Consider the following 18,821-nt stretch of genomic DNA (forward strand, 5'->3'; position numbering starts at 1 on the left):
TATCATTTACCAAGTGTGATTATACTAGGGAAGAATATCATCCTTTAACTGTTTAGAAACATTATATGGCAACAATAAAAAAATCTTTAAAAGAAGGCAAAAAGCTTATCAATCAAGCATTCTGCTGCAGCACATGGGGACTCCCGAAAACATTGCGAGGACAGTCGCTTACCTTACTTTTGAAGATTCTGATTACATAACAGGCCAATCTATTCCAGTAAAGGGCGGAAATACATTTGGATTTAAAAAATAGACCGCTTATATAAGCTGGTCTATTTTTTCTTTTATTTGTAAAAAGAAGTGCTCTGTTTCGGAGTTAGTAATAAATTTTGCCTGGGCCTGCTTTTCGCTGCCTCCGCCTTTTCCATCGAAGTCAGCAAGATTGGTTTTAAATAAGGTGCCAGCATGAACAGTGCCTTTCTGTGAGAAAAGAACACAATTTTCGCTGACTGATGCCAGAAGAGCATATTCTTTTCCGTTTTCTAATAAACGGGAGGCAATCAATTGCAGCTCTTTAATAGTTTTCTTTTCAAACAGCCCATGACCCAACAAACCATCTTGTTCAAGTTCCATTTTTTCTGCAGTAAAAGCTGCATTTTCTGCTCTCAGCTGCTCTGCTTCTTTTTGAATCAGCTTTGTTTCCTGATCCATTGCCTTTAATCTTGCAGAAATCTCATTCGCGGACGTTTGAAAAAACTGTCCTGCAAATTGAACGGTTTCTTGCATGTTCTGATAGTCCGATAGAGCACGGAAACCGCATTTAAAATGAAGACGGATCATACCTTTCTGTTTTTCGGTCTTAATAAGCTTAAGCATTCCGATTTCACCCGTGCGCCCAACATGGGTGCCGCAGCAGGCAGACGTATCAATTCCTTCTATTTGAACAATCCGGATCTTTTCTTTAACATCAGGCAGTTTTCTCAGCGGCAATTCGCGCAATTTATTTTCTTCAGCGAAAAACGTATGTATTTTTCTATTTTCAAAGATATATTGATTGCTTTTCCTCTCTATGAGCTTCATTTGCTCAGAGGTTAATTGAGGCGTCTTTAAATCAATTGTTACAGTGTCAGCTCCTAAGTGGAAGCTTTCTGTTTGATAATCAAATAATTCAAGGCAGACAGCAGATAAGAGGTGCTGACCTGAATGATGCTGCATATGATCGATTCTCCGTTTGCTGTTTACTTTACAAGTGACTTCTTTTTCAGATGGAAAGCGAGAGACGATATGATAGATTTCTTCTCCGTCTTCTATCAGGCCTTCAATTGAAATAGATTCAATCCAGCCATGATCTGAAGGCTGTCCGCCGCCTTCGGGATAAAAAGCGGTTTCCTTTAATTTTAACAGCTTTAAGCCGTTGCGTTCTTCTTTGCTCGTAACCTTTGTTTTCCACTCAAATGTTTTAGGGGAGGTATAAAATAGTTTCTCATTCATTTAAAGCATCCTTTCCAAATCTTCTCTTATTTATTGTATCAAACTCTGGCTTTTCTCATAAGAGAGGCAGTTTTGTAAAATTTTTTGAAATATTCGCCCTGCGAACGAATATTTGTATCTAGTAGTCTAGTTATGTGTTACCCTTAAACTATAATGCCATTTACCGCACAATCTCTCTTGACAGCTGTTTTTAGGTAGATAAGAAGATGAAAACGATGGGTTGGTGATTTCTATGAATCCCGTTAAAGAGTTGAGTCAATTGTTTATCGATGGCGAACACATTCTTTCATGGAACTACTTAAAGAGTATGATTGAAGAAGATACCACCAGTACTCAAGTGTATGGATTTCTATCAGATACCATGGACAATGTCTTAGAATTGTGGGAACTGAATCGGGCGACTGTGGCGGATGAATATGTAGCAGCGGCTGTCTGCAAATCTATGATCTCCAGTTATTACCATTTAAAAGTGGAACAATTACATAAAGAACCTAATATACTGTCGCCTGCAACAATGAAACCGCGCGTTATGCTGCTTTCTATGAGAAATGAAGAGCATACGATAGGAATGATGATGACTTCTTTCTTATTTAAAGAATATGGCTGGGAAACAAGCTGTATTGAGTCAAATGTATCAATGGATAATATTTGTCAGTATGCGGAGAAATGGAAGCCGGATGTGATTGCTTTTTCGACTAGTGTAATCTGCAACATCCCGACTGTTATTCAATATATGGATGAACTGCAAAAACTGAATTACTCACCGACGATTATACTCGGGGGTAATTTGACAAGCGATTTTGATCTCGATTATTACTGCCCGCCCAACACCGTGGTGATTCAAAACATTGATCAGCTCGGCAGCTGGATTGAAAAATCTAACTCAAGGAATGATCGCCATGGAAATGCAATTAATCGCAAGTAAATATGACAAAATACCATTTCCTTATTTTCTGGTCGATCGAAAGCTTAGGATCGTATCAGTTTCAAAATGCACGTTTAATATCTTTGATGAGGAAAGCCATTTCCTCGATATAGTAGGAATTGGAAGCAAGAAAAAAGCAGCTAAGTTCATTTTGGACACGCCGTCCATTACAAAAATTGAACTGAATTTAAAAACGAAATCAAATCCGATGACATTATTTGATGTCTATATTCAATATGAGGGCAAAAACTTTATTCATATCTTTTGCATTGATAAAGAAGAAAGTGCTGATCAAATCTACCAGGCCGTAAAAACGCTTGAAGATGATTTGCTTTATGCTAACCTTAATTTGCTTGAAAAGCAGGAGCAGCTCGAGAAATCGCTTCAGCAGATGAAGGAGATTGCCATAAAGCAGGACAGCCTGGCAACTGTTGGACAAATTGCCGCAAGCATTGCCCATGAAATCAGCAATCCGCTTACAAGCGTAAAGGGTTTTCTGCAGCAGCTAAAGCCTCATTTAATCGAAATCGGAAAAGGCCATTATGCTGATGTTGCTTTAGAAGAATTAAATCGTGCAAACGATATCATCTATGAGTTTTTAAATAACTCTAAAGAGCAGAATAAAGACAGACAGCCCATTTTGCTTCGAAAACTGATAAATGATATTATTCTGATTTGTAAAAGTGAAGCTATACTATCAAATTGTGAGCTGACTTATACTGTGAATGACCCTGATCTTATGGTTACGGTTGATGTCAAGCAAATGAAACAAGTGCTGCTGAATATTGTTAAAAACGCTATGGAAGCCATTCAAATCAGTCATCAAAAAGATAATGGAATGATTGCAATTACAACCAGAATAGAAGACGGACATGTTGTTATTCAGATTACAGACAATGGAATAGGAATGGGAAAGGAGACGGTAGATTCTCTCTTTAAACCATTCTTCACAACCAAGGAACAAGGAACAGGGATAGGTCTTGCTGTTTGTTTTGAAATCGTTATGTCGAATAATGGCAGGATTGAAGTTGCAAGTGAAGAAGGTCTAGGGTCTGCCTTCAGCATTTCATTGCCTATTCATATATAGTGCTAAAGCTGGATTGAATCATTCAATCCGGCTTTTTTGTACAACTATATTAGTGTTAATTATTGCATAAATACTCCTAAAAAAGAAGCTGAAAATGATAAGTTTCCCGAAACACATCAAACTATTGAATAGTAGATCATGAATCAAACTGCTTTAATACACGTATGAAAATACGATTTCAAAGACATATTTTAAGAAGTTTCGATTCCAATTGAAAAAAGAAAAATGACATAAATATTTTTTGTTTAATAAGCGTATACTATATAAAAAAAGGAGTTATGCTCATGTACTTTGCTAAAAAGGGTGCTGAAGAACCCGTTACAATTATTGAAGACACAACAGTATACGCTTGTGAATCGGAAGCTTGTAATGGCTGGATGAGAAAAGATTTTTCAACGGAAGATCTGTCCTGCCCGATGTGCGGAAGTCAGATGACAGAAGAAGTGCGTGAGCTGCCACAGATAAAAATGGACTATAATCCTTTCAGTAAATAGAACAAAGGCTGCCGATTTAACCGGGCAGCCTTCAGACTTTTTCTGGATGTAATCCATAAAGAAAGGATGAAGATTAGTTCAAACGCATTAGCAGCAGCGGAGCTTGGTATTGGTAAAGATACGGTACTGCCAATCAGCTTAATCAGCCATTTCGTTTTTCTCCAAATACTAGTCTCCAATTAATGCTCCTGATGCAAGAATCGCATTATCTATGATTAACCCGAGAGTAACGAGAACCAAAATAATTCCCGGGATTGTTGCCTTTCTCCTTATTAAAAAGAATCCAAAGCCAAATAATATAAAGTATGCGAGTATAAAGATCAGATATAAAATTAAGTCCATGATTGGCACCTCCTGAAACGAGCTTAATTCATGGGGGCGGTTATCCTTAAATAGGATTATCTATTGACAAATGCAGTAAAAACATATAAAATAATCTAGCAGTATTGCATTTTTAATTCACTACTTATAAAGAGTCATCACGCAATGGGTACTTTTTATAATTGGTGAATTTTTTTCTTCCAGTTAACGTTTATGATTTTTCTAAAACTGTTTCAAGCTATTCATTAATCAGAACCTGAGAGGAGAGTCATGAATGTATAGAAAAAAACCAGAAGATATAGTAACAGAGGAAACGAAGGTATGGATTTGCACGTCTGAGGACTGCAAAGGATGGGTTCGCGATAACTTTAAAAGCAGTGAAAGCGAAACACCTGTATGTCCGCTCTGCAAAAGCGAAATGAAAGCAAGCACAAAAGTGCTTGAGGTTATAAATAATCATAAAAAGTATTAAAAAAACTCTATTTTAGAGTTTTTTTTATTTATACAAAATTCGATTTCAGCTAGAGGTATAGCTAATTTAAGTCCGCGGATGTAAAATTGGAGTACAGTTATTTTTCAGGAGGGATATTATTTTGTTAGAACAAGCGAAAGAGCATTTGCAGCACTATTTTGGTTATTCATCATTCCGTCCGGGACAGGAAGAAATTATCAGCAGCGTTTTGAATGGAAATCATTCAGCAGGCATTATGCCGACTGGAGGCGGAAAGTCCATATGTTATCAAATCCCCGCACTCTTATTTTCTGGCATTACCCTCGTCATTTCTCCCCTTATTTCACTCATGAAAGATCAGGTGGACTCTCTTGATCAGGCAGGAATCCCTGCTACCTTCCTCAATAGCACACTCTCTCACACAGAAACAAGTGCCAGGCTATTAGATTTAGAAGCAGGAAATTATCGAATTTTATATGTTGCGCCTGAAAGATTAGAATCATCTTTGTTTTTAGAGCAGCTGCAAAGAATGAATGTTTCTATGGTTGCTGTCGATGAGGCCCACTGTATTTCACAATGGGGTCATGATTTTCGGCCGAGCTATTTAAGAATAAAAGAATTAAAAACGGAGCTTAAATCAAATCCCGTTTTTCTAGCATTGACAGCTACAGCGACTCCAATTGTTAAAGAAGATATATGCACATCTCTTGGAATACAAGAGCAACATACCACAGTAACAGGATTTGAAAGGGAAAATTTATCATTCAATGTAAACAAAGGTGAAAACAGATACGACTTTATTGAAAGATACATAGCAAAAAACGGCACCGAATCAGGAATTATTTACGCTGCTACGAGGAAAGAAGCAGATCATATATATGAACGTCTTATTAAAAAAGGAATTCAAGCAGGCAGATACCACGGGGGAATGAGTGATGTGCAGCGCGGGCTGCAGCAGGACCTTTTCTTAAGGGATGATATTCTTGTAATGGTAGCGACCAACGCATTCGGCATGGGAATCGATAAATCCAATGTCAGGTATGTCATACACTATCAGCTTCCTAAAAATATGGAAAGCTATTACCAGGAAGCGGGGAGAGCTGGAAGAGATGGATTAGACAGTGAATGTTTTTTGCTGTATTCCCCGCAGGATATTCAAATACAGCGTTATTTAATTGAACAGTCAACATTTCATAAAGAAAGACAGCAGGCAGAGCTTGTTAAGCTGCATCAAATGCGCGATTATTGCCATACGGAAGGGTGTCTCCAATCATTTATTTTGAATTACTTTGGGGACAGTGAAGCTGAACCGTGCGGAAAATGCAGCAATTGCCGGGACGAGCGCACGCATGAGGTTGTAACAAAAGAAGCGCAAATGGTTCTTTCCTGCATGATCAGAATGGGACAAAGATTTGGTAAAACCATGATCAGTCAGGTACTGACGGGTTCATCCAGCAAAAAAGTGATGGAATTTAAATTTAATGAGCTTTCAACATACGGCATTTTAAAGCATCGTACAGCAAAAGAAGTCAGCGAATTTATTGATTACCTGACTTCAGAACAATATATTTCGATTACTGGCGGGCAATTTCCCGTTCTAGTAGTCGAAGAGAAGGGACTAGAGGTTCTAAAGGGCAATTTAGAAGTGCACAGAAAGGAAAAAATGCGTATTGTTGAAGCTGCAGCGAATGACGGGCTGTTCATGCAGCTTAAAGAGCTGAGAAAACAGTTTGCAACAGAGGAAAATGTTCCGCCATTCGTAATTTTCTCAGATAAATCTTTAATGGATATGAGTGCCAAAATGCCGAAGTCGCTGGAAGAATTTCTTGCAGTTCAGGGGGTTGGAGAAACGAAACAGCAAAAGTATGGTGAAATCTTCATTGAGAAAATAACCGCATATGTAAACGAGAACCCTAATATAGAGCAGCCAGCTCAAACGTTGATTCCTGTTAAAAAAGAGCGGAAAGAATCATCTTATCTGGACTCCCTGCACTTATACAAAGAAGGTCTGAGTGTAGAAGATATTGCTGAAAAAAGAGATTTGTCGGTGATAACAATTGAAAATCATTTGCTGCGCTGTGCCAAAGAGGGACTTGACATAGATTTTGATGCCTGGATCCCGGCCAAGTATGAAAGACAAATCGAAGAGGCGATCCGGACACACGGCTATGGCCTGCTGAAGCCGCTTAAAGAATGCCTTCCTGATGAGGTGACCTATTTTATGATTAAAGCGGCCATTGTAAAAAGAGAGCTGGTTCACTAACAGGGAAGAACGATATAGAGAAATAAGAAGACCAGCTGGAATTCCAGCTGGTCTTTATTTATAGGGCAAAACTATATTACGAACTCCTTAATTGCCGGATCCTTATCAGTCTGTCGGAGCTAACCGGGCGGTTCCGCTTTTCATTGTCCAGCTCCACCTCTTAGCCCCTCGGCCAGAACAAATTCACCCAAAAAGTCAAACCCGGACTTTTCGGGTGAATTCTTATCTGTCTGTCGGGTCTGAGCAGTCGGTTCCGCTTTTCCCGTTGTCCAGCTCCACCGCCCAACTCCTCGGCCAGAACGGATCCCCCAGTAAAGGCAAAAAGCGCCTTTTCTGGCGGATCCTTATCTGTCTGTCGGAGCTAACCGGGCGGTTCCGCTTTTCTTGTTATTCATAACTTTTCTCCAGCTCATCAACAAGTGTGCCGACATATGCGACGGCTTTTCTGATGGCTTCAGGATTTGTCATATCCACGCCTGCATCTTTCAATAGATCTACTGGTTTTTTTGTTCCTCCAGCTTTTAACACCCCGATCCATCGGTCTACTGCAGGTTTTCCTTCTTCATCTATCAATTGTGAAACCAAGGTTGAAGCTGTCAGTCCAGCTGAGTACGTGTAAGGGTAGAGACCCATATAATAATGGGGCTGTCTCATCCAAGTTAATGAGGCTCCCTCATCAAATGTTACCGCGTCACCCCAAAAAGTGGAGAGCACATTCCCTTTAAGATCACAAAGCATCTTTGCTGTAATCGGGATGCCTTTTTCGGCTGCTTCATAGACGCGGCGCTGGAATTCTCCTTCAAGTAAATGTGTAACAAAGTTATGATAATACGTTCCGAGGAGCTGAAGAATGACCCAGCGTCTCATTTGTTTATCCTGCGTATTCTTAAGTAAATGCCTGCCAAGCAGCATTTCGTTTAATGTTGAAGGGGCCTCTATGAAATATGTAGAAGGTCTTGTATTCATAATGCGCTGATTTTTGTTTGCCAAATAGAAATGTCCGGCATGGCCAAGTTCATGTGCAAGTACAAAAGCACCTCTCATCGTATCCTGCCAAGTGATAAGAATATATGGATGCACACCGTAAGGGCTTGAACAGAATGCACCAGTTGATTTCCCTACATTATCCGACAGATCAACCCAGCGGTCCGTTAATGCTTTTTTCATAATTTGTGTATATTCAGGGCCCATTACTTCAAGTGCTTCTAAGATCACACGGCAAGCTTCATTATAGGTCGTTTTAGGATTAAACTCTGTATCAAGCGGTGCTTTTAAATCACAAAAATGCAATTCTTCAAGCTGCAGGACCCTTTTTTTCAAGGAGGCAAACCTTCGCATATGGGGCGCTAGTTCCTTTTGAATAATATCAAGCTGATTATGATACATCTCCTTTGTCACATGCTGGGGCTTCAGCAGCATGTCTGTTACTGAATCATACTTTCTTAAGCGTGAAACCGTGATCTGTTTTTTCACCTCAGTAGCGTAAGTGGCTGCAAAAGTGTTTTTATATTTTTTCAGTGTTATGACAAAAGAATCGTATGCTTTTCTTCTTACAAATGTATTCGGTGTAAATTCATAGCGATCTTCATAAAGAGCAAATGAATTCGGCAGCACATTTCCATTTTCGTCCTCAATTGTGTCAAAATCCATATCAGCAGATTTACTTGTTTGATAGATTCGGTAAGGTGAACCGTGGACTTCTCCCAATGCTGCCAATACTTCTTCTGTTTCTTCTGACAGCTGATGAACTCTCGACTGAAGCAATTCTTTTAATTTTTTGCTGAATGCCGCTAATCCGCTTTGTTCCTTTATGTATGCATCAATGGTTCCCTCAGGAAGAGACAATAGTTCAGATTCTATAAAAGATAAATCTGCATTTGCTTTTGAATGAACGGCAGCAAACCTTGAGTAATTTCCTTGATGCTCGGGATTTGTTCCATCTGCAGATTGCTGCAGGCTGATGTAGGTTCCGGCTCTGACTATTCTTTTTGATAAATTTTCTTCAGCTTGAAGGCATTCCAATAGAGAGTTTGCACCGTCACCGAGCTTCCCTTTATATGTTCTGATTTGTGCGGCGTCCCGTTCTATGGTCGCTAATTCTGACTCCCAATCCTGATGTGTTTCAAACAAATCTTTTAAATTCCATGTCAGTTCTGCTGGCACTTCATAGCGATATAAACGTTTTTCAATCGTTTTTTCCAATGGACATTCCCTCCAAACGAATATTGATCTTTCGTGTTCCTAAGTAATTATACATCTTCTAAGAAAATATGAACAGATTATTCTAAATTATTAAAAATTTTATAAGATGTTAAATTAATAGGTTTCATTTAATTAAGAAGGTGGGTATGTAGGGAGTAGGACATTAACTAAACAGGAGGATTAATACAATGACAATCTATAATACAAACCAAAACAATACACTGGGATCAGAACCAGCACCAACTGAAATTTCGAAGACTGAGATAAGCATTGCAAAAAAAGGCAAAGATAAAAATAACAGCAAGCTGGTAAAGGGAATATTAGCAGGCGCAGTTGTAGGAGGACTAGTCACCTTATTTGACCGTAAAACCCGAAATCAAGTGAAAGACTCAGCTGTTAATTTGAAGGATTCATCTGTTGATGTTTTTACACAAGTAAAAGAAAATCCAGGTGAAGTCAAAAATCAAATGGTATCACAATTTAAAAGTGCAGCGGATTCTTTAAAAGATGCAATCAATGAGGCAAAAAAACTCTATGACCGTTTAAATGCAGATGTTATGGATAACGTGAATGACGTCGTTCAAATTTCAAATGATACACTTTCTACAGCTAAAGACGCACAAAAAGATCTGGCATCAATCGGTTCAAAGGTAAAAGAAGCTGGCAGTGAGTTAACAGGAGGATCTGAAACAAATCGTTCTGGATCTAAAAAAGCACCAGAAACACCAGAAACACATACTTCCATTCCAGGAAGCAATGTTGGAAAATTTTAATAGCAGGAAGAGCGGACAAATGTCTGCTCTTTTTTTGTGTTTTAAAACTAGCAATCTGCCATTTAAAGAGTTACTTTATAAAACAGAAAAATCGGAACTTTATGATAAAATAAGAGATATTTCATTGAAAGCAGGGATTAGCATGTATTTACCATCATTTCATCTGAAAAACAAACTTGCCGTTATTACAGGAGCAGGACGGGGAATTGGAAGAGCATTAGCCATTGGATATGCAGAAGCAGGAGCAGATGTTGTATTGCTTTCCAGAACAGAAGGTGATCTTCTTGAGGCTGCAGACGAAATTAAAGCAATGGGGCAAAAAGCTTTTCCGATTGTCACCGATGTTACAGATAAAAACAGTATAAATCAGGCATTTGAGCAAATAAAAGAGATCAATCCAGCTATAGATATTTTAATCAATAATGCCGGAATGAATATCCGGTCTAAAGCGTTTGATGTAACAGAGGAAGAATGGGAAACGATTATGAATACAAACTTGAAATCTGCTTTTTTTATGTCACAGAAAGCGGGAGAGCTGATGAAACAGCAGGGAAATGGCGGCAGAATCATTAATATTTCTTCCGTTGCAGGACATACCGCTTTGCGTACAGGCGTCGTCTATGCCCAGACAAAAGCGGCGATGATTCAAATGACAAAAGTACTGGCCTTTGAATGGGGGCAGCATAATATTGCCGTTAACTCTATTGGTCCCTGGTATTTTGAAACACCTCTTACCGAAAAAATATTGAGCGACGAAAAATACGTATCTGACATTTTAGCTGTCACCCCGTTAAAAAGAATTGGCCAGCTGCCAGAGCTTGTCGGACCAGCTGTATTTTTGGGATCAGATGCTGCAAGCTACATTACTGGCCAAACATTATTTGTTGATGGCGGCATGACTATACAAGGGTTTTAGAAGGAGTTAGAAACATTGGATACATATGCAGTTATTTTCACTTCACAGCGAACAGATAAGGCTGTGCCGGTTATGAAAAAATGGCTGCAGCCTTGGAAGAAGCCGCTAAAAAACAGCCTGGCTTTCTTCACATGGAGAGTATGAGAGAACCCGCAGGATTCGGAATCACCATTTCCTATTGGCATTCTCTTGATGCCATAAAAGAATGGAAGCAGTACACCGAGCATATGAGAGCGCAGAAAGCTGGAAAAGAAAAATAGTACTCTGATTATAAAGCGGAAATTTGTAAAATCGAGAAAGAATACTCCCTGGAAAAAGAGTAATTATAAAAATCACAGTAAGCAGAAAATGCCGAAAAACACATGAATACATAGGATGATGACTTTATTTTAGAACCTTTGTCGACTTGCAGGAATCCTCTTATACCCGCCTCGAATGATATAGCAACAAAAAATTAGAAAAGGCGGGGTTTTAAATGGGGAAAACATTAAATATTTCAAAGGTTGCTTCATTGCTTGGGGAATCTTCTTATATTTTAAAAATGTGGGAACTGGAATTCTCAGCATATCTGGATATCGAGAGGGATCATAAAAATGCACGTGTGTATTCGCCAGAAAATATTGAGGTGCTTCGTAAAATTAAGCACTTAAAAGACAGTCAGCTTGACCATGAAACGATTATTCAAATGCTGAACATGAACGGGAAATCTGAGACTGCTGCAGCAAAGGCTGATACAGATATTGAACTTTCAGCAAAGAAAAATATAAAGGTTGCGCTTGAGGAAATCTTTAATTTAATCGAAGAAAAAGGGAAACAGGATATTTCTATTTTGGAGCTGAAAATGGATCAGCTGGAGCTGACGCTGATTGATGAAATGAAGAGAACGGTCAAGCAGGAGCTTGATGTGCATTCCAAAACTCAGCTGAGTGCTGCAAAAGGTCAATTCTCGGCGCTTCATAATAAGATAAATGAACAATCTAAAGTTCAGCTGAGTGCTGCAAAGGGTCAATTCTCAGCCCTTCATAAAAAGCTTAATGAACAATCTAAAGTTCAGCTGAGTGCTTCTGAAGGACAATTTTCCGCGCTTCATGATAAGCTTGATGTGATCCATGAAACGTCAAGCAATGAAAGGGATATGTATCAAGAAGAAATCAGATACGAACGGGAGCTCGCCAAAAAACATATTGAAATTCGCGAGCAAAAGTTTCTTGCGTTTGTTCAGCAGCATCAAAAATCGAGAGATGAACGTAAATATGGCCTTTCTATGCTGAAGCAGTTCATGGGATTTGCTAAATAACTTGCCGGAGGCCATTTAATGAATTCAAAATTGATTAACCATTTTCTATCACACCGAGCTGTAACACTGGAATTAATATCAAAAATGCAGCATGATAACCCTGAATTTAAACCTGCTGAAACATCCATGACGACGGAAAAACTGATTACTCATATGCTGACTTCGATGTACAAATTTACAGCTGTAGTGAAAGCAGGAAATGCACAGCCGCTCATGCAGGAAGCAGAAATAACGGAAACGAACCTGCTGAAACTTGCAGAGCTCTATACGGAAAAAACGGTGCAGATCCTTGAATCTTTAACAGATGAAGATTTAAATCAAGTCATTGATTTAACAGATGTATTCGGTTTCAAAGTTCCCGGGTCCGCACTAATTAAAATGGGAATTGAGCATGAAGTAAATCATAAAGGAAATCTATTTGTATATGCTCGCATGCTTGGACATAAAGAACTGCCGATGTATGTTAAGAAAAATTAATTAGAAAAGCATTCGATGTCCCTGAACATCGAATGCTTTTTAATGAAATAATTAAATGTAAATCATACCTATTAACGGACCCTATCAAATTAGCATTTATTTAATGTACTCATTATTTCAAATAACTCTTTTTTGGATTTAGGATAATTTTTTTGTGAAAGAAGTTTTGTTTCAGCAAGGTTTTCAAAAATCTCCATCACCCAAGGCTTTTCTAAATGACTTTGTTGGATAGCTTCTGCATTTTGAAATACTTCTTCAGGAGAACCCTGCGCAATAATCTTTCCGTTATTTAAAATAATGACTTCATCAGCCCATTCATAAGCAAGATCAACATTATGGGTAGATAGTAAAATCGTACGGTTTTCATTATTCAAGTTTTTCAGTAACTCCATAATTTTCATAGAATAATAGGGATCAAGCCCTGCAGTTGGCTCATCCAATATCATTAACTCTGGATTCATTGCAATAATTCCTGCAATTGCAACTCTTTTCTTTTGGCCGATACTTAAAAAATGGGGTGGTTTATCTTTCAAAGATTCCGTTTCTGTTAAAATCATCGCCTCGTGAACTGTTTTTTCTAACTCTTCAGGAGACATTTCTAAATTCTTAGGGCCAAATTTGATATCTTCATAAACACTTGATGAAAAAAGCTGAGTCTCAGGATTTTGAAAGACAATTCCTACCTGTTTGCGAATTTGCCGGATCTCATTACGTGTATACGTTAGTTTTTTCCATTTGAATTTAATGTTACCGTCCGTTGGTTTTAAAATACCATTTAGAAGCAAGAACAATGTTGATTTTCCAGCTCCATTATTGCCTATTAAGGCAATCTTCTTCCCATGCTCAATGGATAATGAAATATCTTTTAACGCAATAGTACCATCTGCATATTTATAAGTAACATTTTCAAACGAAAGGATTGGTGATCTCACTGCTGATGCCCCTTTTAAATTTTCATTAAATCTTCTTTGTTAAAATGGCTATTGCAAAAAGTGCTGCCATGGAAAGAATAATTCCTGCGCAATGGAAGCGATTATACTTCAAATTCAATTCCACTTCATACAAACCCTCATCTCCGCCGCGGCTGTCTATTGCTATTTGCAATTCTCTGGCAGAACGTATCGATTTAATAAAAAGACCAACGATAAGTTGTGCGATAGAAGATATCCAAACTCTATAATTCTGATAACCCAGTCTGCTGGATTGTGCAAGATAGATTTCATGCATATTATCCAAAAGTACAAAGATAAAGCGATAAGTCAGTCCCACTAATTCAATAAAAAGTGCCGGAAGGTTTCCTTTTTGTAATACCCAAATCAACTGGTGCAGAGTTGTAGTCAGAATCAGGAAGTACAAACAGCTCACGCATGCTAAGACAGTTGCAGCGAGATGGTAGGCCTGATTTATACTATATGGGCTAACATATAGTTGCCATGATCCCATTTGAATACTCCATATTGCATTTAAGATTTTGCTATTCGCAGGAGCAATTGAAACGAGAATGGCAACTACGCTGGAAAACAGAAAAAAAGAAGGTAACAGAAGAAGCTTTACATAGGAATAAAATGGTATTTTCGCCCCTAAAACAATGCCTGCACTCATCAAAATAAATGTTAGATAAGCAATACATATATTCTTTGTAATGATCGTAAATAGTAAATAAGAAAAAGCAAACCCGACCTTCTCAATTGGATGAACATCTTTTAATGCACTAGTATAAGCATAATCATCGATTTTCAACATAGGATCCCTTGTTTCTGCTCATTATTTAGAGGAATATTTCTTCCTGGCACGACCAAATCCGATTACATAACCAATGACAATCGCCCCAGTCGCAGCCTGTAAAGAAAATAGTAAACTTTCGATTTCACCGCTTGGCGGCTCCCAAATGGAACTGAACCAAGGCTCATAAGCAGGCGCAATTTCCTCAATAACCTCTTCTGCTTGACCGTCAGCCCCGCCAAATTCAGCATCTTTTTGAAGATATAAGGGAATAATCGCCAACACAATAACGAATAAAAACAAAATAAAATTTTTCATTTACCTAACCTCCTTAACAGCAGGAAGTTGATTTAATTCAGGCATATTATATTTTTGAAGTAAATTCATAACAATAACCGTTAATAATCCTTCACTAATTGCTAACGGAATTTGAGTAAAGGCGAAGATGGCGGCAAATTTTGAAAAAGATGCTGCAAATCCGCCCACTTCAGCTGGAAATGCTAGCGCTAATTGGACTGAAGTAACTAAGTATGTACCTAAATCTCCTAGCATAGCTGCCAAAAAAACAGAAACTGCAAACGATATCTTCATTTTTCTGCTGATCTTAAAGATCGCATATGCTAACAACGGACCTGCGACTGCCATGGAAAAAGCATTTGCCCCTAATGTTGTCAAACCGCCGTGCGCTAATAACAATGACTGAAATAATAGAACGATCGTACCCAATACACTCATTGCTGTAGGTCCAAACAATATGGCTCCTAAACCTGCTCCAGTTGGGTGAGAGCAGCTGCCTGTTACCGAGGGAATCTTTAAGGCAGATAATACAAACGCAAAAGCAGCAGACAGGCCAAGCATTGTTTTCAATTCAGGGTTTTCTTTAAGCTTCTTACGTATAGAACGCAAGCCGACAAGTATGAAGGGAAGTGTTGCAGCCCACCAAAAAACCGCCCAGCCAAAAGGCAAAAAACCTTCCATGATATGCATAGCATAAACTTCTTCGTACGAATTCAGCCAAAAATAACTTGATAATCCAAGCAGCATGATAAGTGAAACCCGCCATGATTTTGTTTTCATCCTTAATCTCCCTTAAAATAGTTGTTGCCAAAATAAAAAAGCATTTAAACCCACTAGAAGTTTAAATGCTTACAAGACAATGGTCCGCCCGCATACAGACACATCAATATCCCTTCGCACACACCTCCCTATTTCCCGTAGGTCACATTATGTTCTTTATACAGGCAGGTCTCCTGACTCATCTTCACTGCTTCCTGCGTCTTCCCGCTTTTTAAAAAGCAGTGACATTATGCAGGTCGCTCAGATTTACAGTGGCGGGAACCATGTCGGACTTACACCGAGCTTCCCTTTTAAGCTATACACATTCTTTCACATGCATGGCACCTGTTAAGATTGGTTAATTTGTCTATACCTTACTATAAGGTTTAGCAGTTGTCTATTTATTTTTATATAATTTAGCGTGAACAATATAGGTTTTGTGTCCTTTTTAAATTTAGTATTAAAGTTTCTTTTTCTTCGGGGGAACGGTGAAATGAATAGCAGGGGAAATGGCTTATTTTAATGTGATTTGGCGCTTCCGTTTTATCCGCCAAAATAATTGGACGGATTTTTTTGTTGTCCGATTTGTTAAAAAGTAGTTTGCTAATTTCTGAATTCTTGTTTAATATGAATATCGAAATAGACAAATTTATGAAATAATAATAACATTAAGAATAATAATTAAATAAGTTAAAGATAGGTTCAAAAATCTTACCAAGATTTTGATCAAAAGGGAAGTACGGTGAAAAGCCGTCGCGGTACCCGCCACTGTAATGGGGAGCTATATTGCAAATGTCACTGATAGTATTCGGGAAGACGCAATAAAGCAATGAACCTTAGTCAGGAGACCTGCCTATCTTTTACGCATACCTACGGGCTTATAGGTAGATGTGTAGTAGAAAATGCTATGTTCTTTTGCTATGTATTTTTTGTGCACCTCTATCTATATAGGGGTGCATTTTTATTTTTTTAAAAATAATAGACTGGAAGTGCTAAAATGACAACTTGGAATTTGAGGGAAACGAAACATCATGTATTGATTTGCAATGGCAGCAGCTGTATGAGGAAAGGAGGCGAGGAGGTAACGCAGGCGATTAGGGAGGAAGTCGCAAATATGAATCTTGATGCCGCCATACATACGACAAGAACACGCTGTAACGGAAGATGCAAGGATGCTTGTGTTGTCATTGTGTATCCTGAAGGAACATGGTACAAGGCGATTACTCCGGAACTAGGCAGTAAAATCGTACAGAAACATTTGGCAGGGGAAGAAATTTTAGAAGAAGCCGTTATTTACAAATATAATCAACAAGGTTTTGCTGCTCCTGAAAAAACAGAGTGTGTAATCGGAATATCCAAACCAATAAAATGAGGCGGTTAACTTGTCATCTTTAAGTTTCCTAATTTAGCAGCATGAATTTGATTTGAGATTTGGAATAAAAAGGAGATCAAGTATGCCTTGGGAGATCACACCCTTATGCGGATTAATGGACTGTTTCCACTTATGTTAAATGACGGATTCCTCAAACAACTTTACATACACTGAAACTTACGGTTAGTTTCACACTTATTTTTGATTTTTCGTCAACAAGAGAGTTTATGAATATGGAATTAGAGCAGGATGAAAACTCTAATTCCATTTATTACAGATCTCACTGGTGTTGCAGACGGTTGGAATGCCATTTTTTTCTGCATATAATCTCGGAAACGTTTAGGTTAGGGTTCGTTATTTTAATGTTGGCTGATAGTTTGAAAGGAGGAGTATACATGCGAGGGAAGTTACTTGTAATTGGGTTTGGACCTGGAAGTTTTGAACATATGACAAATAGAGCTCAGGAAGCCATACAAGAGAGCGACTATATCATTGGATATAAAACATATGTTGAGTTAATAGAAAATCTCTTAACCGATCAAGAAATTATTAGTACAGGAATGTCTGAGGAAGTAAGTCGTGCTCAAGCAGCTGTTCGTCTTGCTGAAGAAGGAAACATAGTTGCTGTCATTTCCAGTGGTGATGCAGGTGTTTATGGGATGGCAGGCCTGGTCTATGAGGTATTGATTGAAAAAGGCTGGAAAGAAGAAACAGGTGTAAGTGTTGAGGTTATCCCTGGTATATCAGCCATTAATTCCTGTGCTTCTCTCCTAGGGGCACCAATCATGCATGATGCATGTACGATTAGTTTAAGTGATCATTTAACACCATGGGATCTAATTGAAAAAAGAATTGAAGCGGCAGCACAAGCTGATTTTGTTGTAGCTCTGTATAACCCAAAGAGTGGACGCCGCACAAGACAAATTCAAGAGGCACAAAGGATATTATTACACTATCGATCACCCGATACACCTGTTGGGCTAGTGAAGAGTGCATATCGTGAGAGCGAAAAGATTGTGATAACTGATCTTGCCCATATGCTTGATTACGATATCGGAATGCTGACGACTGTAGTCATTGGGAATTCGTCTACGTTTTTTTACGATAATAAAATGATTACTCCAAGGGGGTATCAAAGGAAGTATACATTAAATACAAATGAACAAAGATTAAAGCCGCATGAACGCTTGAGACATGAAAATGAACCATGGGCACTCCATAAAGGAAAGAATGAAGCTGATCATAGTATTGAAGTAAATACTAAACGTGATATTCATTCCTCCTTACAATTAGCTCTAGAAGCTCTTAGTAAAGTAGAAGATGTACCTAAAAGTATTCAAGAAAACAAGACTGTTAATAATCCAGTAGTATCGATCTTTGAATTAGCTGTAAGTCCAGGAATCGCAAATAAGAAGTTTACACCAGACCAAATGATAACTCTCGCTGAGGTAGTCGGTGATGAGGGGACAATGGAATATACGCCGCACCATCAAATATATTTAAAGATTCCAACTGCGAGTCCTGAGGTCATTACTCAAAAATTAAGAGGTGTAGGTTTCCTATTAGAACCTATTGGTGATGTTTTTCAGCTGAAAGCTTGTGATTTCTGCGAAGGTGAGAAAAAGGATTCGATTCCTCATGCTGAAGAGTTACACCAAAAGCTAAGTGGACTCGAATTGCCTAAAGAGCTGAAGCTTGGCTTCAATGGTTGCGGTATGGCGTGCTTTGGTGCAGTAAACGAAGACATTGGAATTGTTTTTAGAAAAGGAAAGTTTGATTTGTTTTTGGGAGCGAAAACGGTAGGGAGAACAGCTCATGCCGGACAGCCTGTGGCGGAAGGAATTGAGCCAGATAAAATAGTGAAGGTAATTGAAAATATTATATACGAGTATAAAGAGAATGGTCATCCAAATGAAAGATTTTTTAAGTACTTTAAGCGTGTTGGAAATATTCAAGGCTATACCTATAAGGACATGACACCGAAGATAGAAATCGAACCAGCTCCATGTGGAGACTAATTTAAAGGGTAGGGGA

General features: G+C 38.4%; 22 protein-coding genes and 2 riboswitches. Of the genes, 14 read left to right on the top strand and 8 right to left on the bottom strand.

What is annotated here, in order from left to right:
* Positions 1-34: 34 nt before the first annotated feature.
* The gene (locus tag QFZ72_RS29475) at positions 35-253 is read left to right on the top strand and encodes an SDR family oxidoreductase (protein ID WP_373464692.1); all 219 of its coding nucleotides are present in this window, start codon (positions 35-37) and stop codon (positions 251-253) included.
* A 5-nt stretch (positions 254-258) separates the two neighbouring features.
* Here the strand turns inward: QFZ72_RS29475 and QFZ72_RS13605 are convergent, their stop codons facing one another.
* Positions 259-1,431, bottom strand: coding sequence for an alanyl-tRNA editing protein (locus QFZ72_RS13605; RefSeq protein WP_307434079.1), 1,173 nt, complete (start codon positions 1,429-1,431; stop codon positions 259-261).
* Between the two features lie 232 nt (positions 1,432-1,663).
* Between QFZ72_RS13605 and QFZ72_RS13610 the strand changes: the two genes are divergently transcribed.
* The 3 genes from QFZ72_RS13610 to QFZ72_RS13620 all read left to right on the top strand — a co-directional run bounded on the left by QFZ72_RS13610 (position 1,664) and on the right by QFZ72_RS13620 (position 3,937).
* The gene (locus QFZ72_RS13610; RefSeq protein ID WP_307434080.1) at positions 1,664-2,356 is read left to right on the top strand and encodes a cobalamin B12-binding domain-containing protein; all 693 of its coding nucleotides are present in this window, start codon (positions 1,664-1,666) and stop codon (positions 2,354-2,356) included.
* Positions 2,331-3,443 (top strand): ATP-binding protein, encoded by a 1,113-nt coding sequence (locus QFZ72_RS13615; protein ID WP_307434082.1) that lies wholly within the window; start codon positions 2,331-2,333, stop codon positions 3,441-3,443. The genes QFZ72_RS13610 and QFZ72_RS13615 overlap by 26 nt, the downstream gene beginning before the upstream one ends.
* A gap of 284 nt (positions 3,444-3,727) precedes the next feature.
* The gene (locus QFZ72_RS13620) at positions 3,728-3,937 is read left to right on the top strand and encodes a cold-inducible protein YdjO-related protein (RefSeq protein ID WP_070875893.1); all 210 of its coding nucleotides are present in this window, start codon (positions 3,728-3,730) and stop codon (positions 3,935-3,937) included.
* Here the strand turns inward: QFZ72_RS13620 and QFZ72_RS13625 are convergent.
* Entirely contained in the window at positions 3,916-4,116 is a 201-nt protein-coding gene (locus QFZ72_RS13625; protein WP_307434085.1) for a hypothetical protein, read from the bottom strand. The genes QFZ72_RS13620 and QFZ72_RS13625 overlap by 22 nt on opposite strands.
* Positions 4,106-4,279, bottom strand: coding sequence for a hypothetical protein (locus QFZ72_RS13630; RefSeq protein ID WP_307434087.1), 174 nt, complete (start codon positions 4,277-4,279; stop codon positions 4,106-4,108). Before QFZ72_RS13630 ends, QFZ72_RS13625 begins: the two co-directional genes overlap by 11 nt.
* 253 nt (positions 4,280-4,532) lie before the next feature.
* On the opposite strand from QFZ72_RS13630, the gene QFZ72_RS13635 reads away from it, so the two are divergent.
* Together QFZ72_RS13635 and recQ are read left to right on the top strand one after the other, a co-directional pair.
* Positions 4,533-4,730 carry a cold-inducible protein YdjO-related protein gene (locus QFZ72_RS13635; protein WP_070875891.1) on the top strand — a complete coding sequence of 66 codons (198 nt, stop codon included), beginning with the start codon at positions 4,533-4,535 and terminating at the stop codon, positions 4,728-4,730.
* Positions 4,731-4,848: 118 nt separating this feature from the next.
* Positions 4,849-6,972, top strand: coding sequence for a DNA helicase RecQ (gene recQ, locus QFZ72_RS13640; protein WP_307439762.1), 2,124 nt, complete (start codon positions 4,849-4,851; stop codon positions 6,970-6,972).
* Between the two features lie 387 nt (positions 6,973-7,359).
* Here the strand turns inward: recQ and pepF are convergent, their stop codons facing one another.
* Positions 7,360-9,174: an oligoendopeptidase F gene (gene pepF, locus QFZ72_RS13645; RefSeq protein WP_307434089.1), complete on the bottom strand. Its 1,815-nt coding sequence runs from the start codon at positions 9,172-9,174 to the stop codon at positions 7,360-7,362.
* 188 nt (positions 9,175-9,362) lie between these two features.
* On the opposite strand from pepF, the gene QFZ72_RS13650 reads away from it, so the two are divergent.
* The 6 genes from QFZ72_RS13650 to QFZ72_RS13675 all read left to right on the top strand — a co-directional run bounded on the left by QFZ72_RS13650 (position 9,363) and on the right by QFZ72_RS13675 (position 12,637).
* On the top strand, positions 9,363-9,947 hold the full coding sequence (locus QFZ72_RS13650) for a YtxH domain-containing protein (RefSeq protein ID WP_307434090.1): 585 nt from the start codon (positions 9,363-9,365) through the stop codon (positions 9,945-9,947).
* Between the two features lie 142 nt (positions 9,948-10,089).
* Entirely contained in the window at positions 10,090-10,863 is a 774-nt protein-coding gene (locus QFZ72_RS13655; RefSeq protein WP_307434092.1) for an SDR family NAD(P)-dependent oxidoreductase, read from the top strand.
* 15 nt (positions 10,864-10,878) lie between these two features.
* Positions 10,879-11,007 carry a hypothetical protein gene (locus QFZ72_RS13660; RefSeq protein WP_307440048.1) on the top strand — a complete coding sequence of 43 codons (129 nt, stop codon included), beginning with the start codon at positions 10,879-10,881 and terminating at the stop codon, positions 11,005-11,007.
* A complete protein-coding gene (locus QFZ72_RS13665; protein WP_307439764.1) occupies positions 10,995-11,123 on the top strand; it encodes an antibiotic biosynthesis monooxygenase family protein in 129 nt (42 codons plus the stop codon). The genes QFZ72_RS13660 and QFZ72_RS13665 overlap by 13 nt, the downstream gene beginning before the upstream one ends.
* Positions 11,124-11,338: 215 nt before the next feature.
* Positions 11,339-12,160 carry a helix-turn-helix domain-containing protein gene (locus QFZ72_RS13670; protein WP_307434093.1) on the top strand — a complete coding sequence of 274 codons (822 nt, stop codon included), beginning with the start codon at positions 11,339-11,341 and terminating at the stop codon, positions 12,158-12,160.
* Between the two features lie 18 nt (positions 12,161-12,178).
* Positions 12,179-12,637 carry a DinB family protein gene (locus QFZ72_RS13675; RefSeq protein WP_307434095.1) on the top strand — a complete coding sequence of 153 codons (459 nt, stop codon included), beginning with the start codon at positions 12,179-12,181 and terminating at the stop codon, positions 12,635-12,637.
* 89 nt (positions 12,638-12,726) lie between these two features.
* Here QFZ72_RS13675 and QFZ72_RS13680 read toward each other — a convergent pair whose 3' ends face one another.
* The 4 genes from QFZ72_RS13680 to QFZ72_RS13695 are packed head-to-tail and all read right to left on the bottom strand — an operon-like array spanning position 12,727 to position 15,436.
* On the bottom strand, positions 12,727-13,569 hold the full coding sequence (locus tag QFZ72_RS13680; protein ID WP_307434097.1) for an energy-coupling factor ABC transporter ATP-binding protein: 843 nt from the start codon (positions 13,567-13,569) through the stop codon (positions 12,727-12,729).
* Between the two features lie 25 nt (positions 13,570-13,594).
* A complete protein-coding gene (cbiQ, locus tag QFZ72_RS13685) occupies positions 13,595-14,377 on the bottom strand; it encodes a cobalt ECF transporter T component CbiQ (RefSeq protein WP_307434098.1) in 783 nt (260 codons plus the stop codon).
* A 24-nt stretch (positions 14,378-14,401) separates the two neighbouring features.
* Positions 14,402-14,677, bottom strand: coding sequence for an energy-coupling factor ABC transporter substrate-binding protein (locus QFZ72_RS13690; protein ID WP_307434100.1), 276 nt, complete (start codon positions 14,675-14,677; stop codon positions 14,402-14,404).
* Positions 14,678-15,436, bottom strand: a complete 759-nt coding sequence (locus QFZ72_RS13695; protein WP_307434102.1) for an energy-coupling factor ABC transporter permease — start codon at positions 15,434-15,436, stop codon at positions 14,678-14,680.
* Positions 15,437-15,582: 146 nt separating this feature from the next.
* Positions 15,583-15,777: riboswitch (cobalamin riboswitch) on the bottom strand.
* A gap of 319 nt (positions 15,778-16,096) precedes the next feature.
* A riboswitch (cobalamin riboswitch) is annotated at positions 16,097-16,286 on the top strand.
* 126 nt (positions 16,287-16,412) lie between these two features.
* Between QFZ72_RS13695 and QFZ72_RS13700 the strand changes: the two genes are divergently transcribed.
* A complete protein-coding gene (locus QFZ72_RS13700; RefSeq protein ID WP_307434105.1) occupies positions 16,413-16,787 on the top strand; it encodes a (2Fe-2S) ferredoxin domain-containing protein in 375 nt (124 codons plus the stop codon).
* A 395-nt stretch (positions 16,788-17,182) separates the two neighbouring features.
* Positions 17,183-18,805 (top strand): precorrin-3B C(17)-methyltransferase, encoded by a 1,623-nt coding sequence (cobJ, locus tag QFZ72_RS13705; RefSeq protein WP_307434106.1) that lies wholly within the window; start codon positions 17,183-17,185, stop codon positions 18,803-18,805.
* The last annotated feature ends 16 nt before the right edge of the window (positions 18,806-18,821 follow it).

This window comes from Bacillus sp. V2I10, assembly GCF_030817055.1.
GTDB lineage: Bacteria > Bacillota > Bacilli > Bacillales > Bacillaceae > Bacillus_P.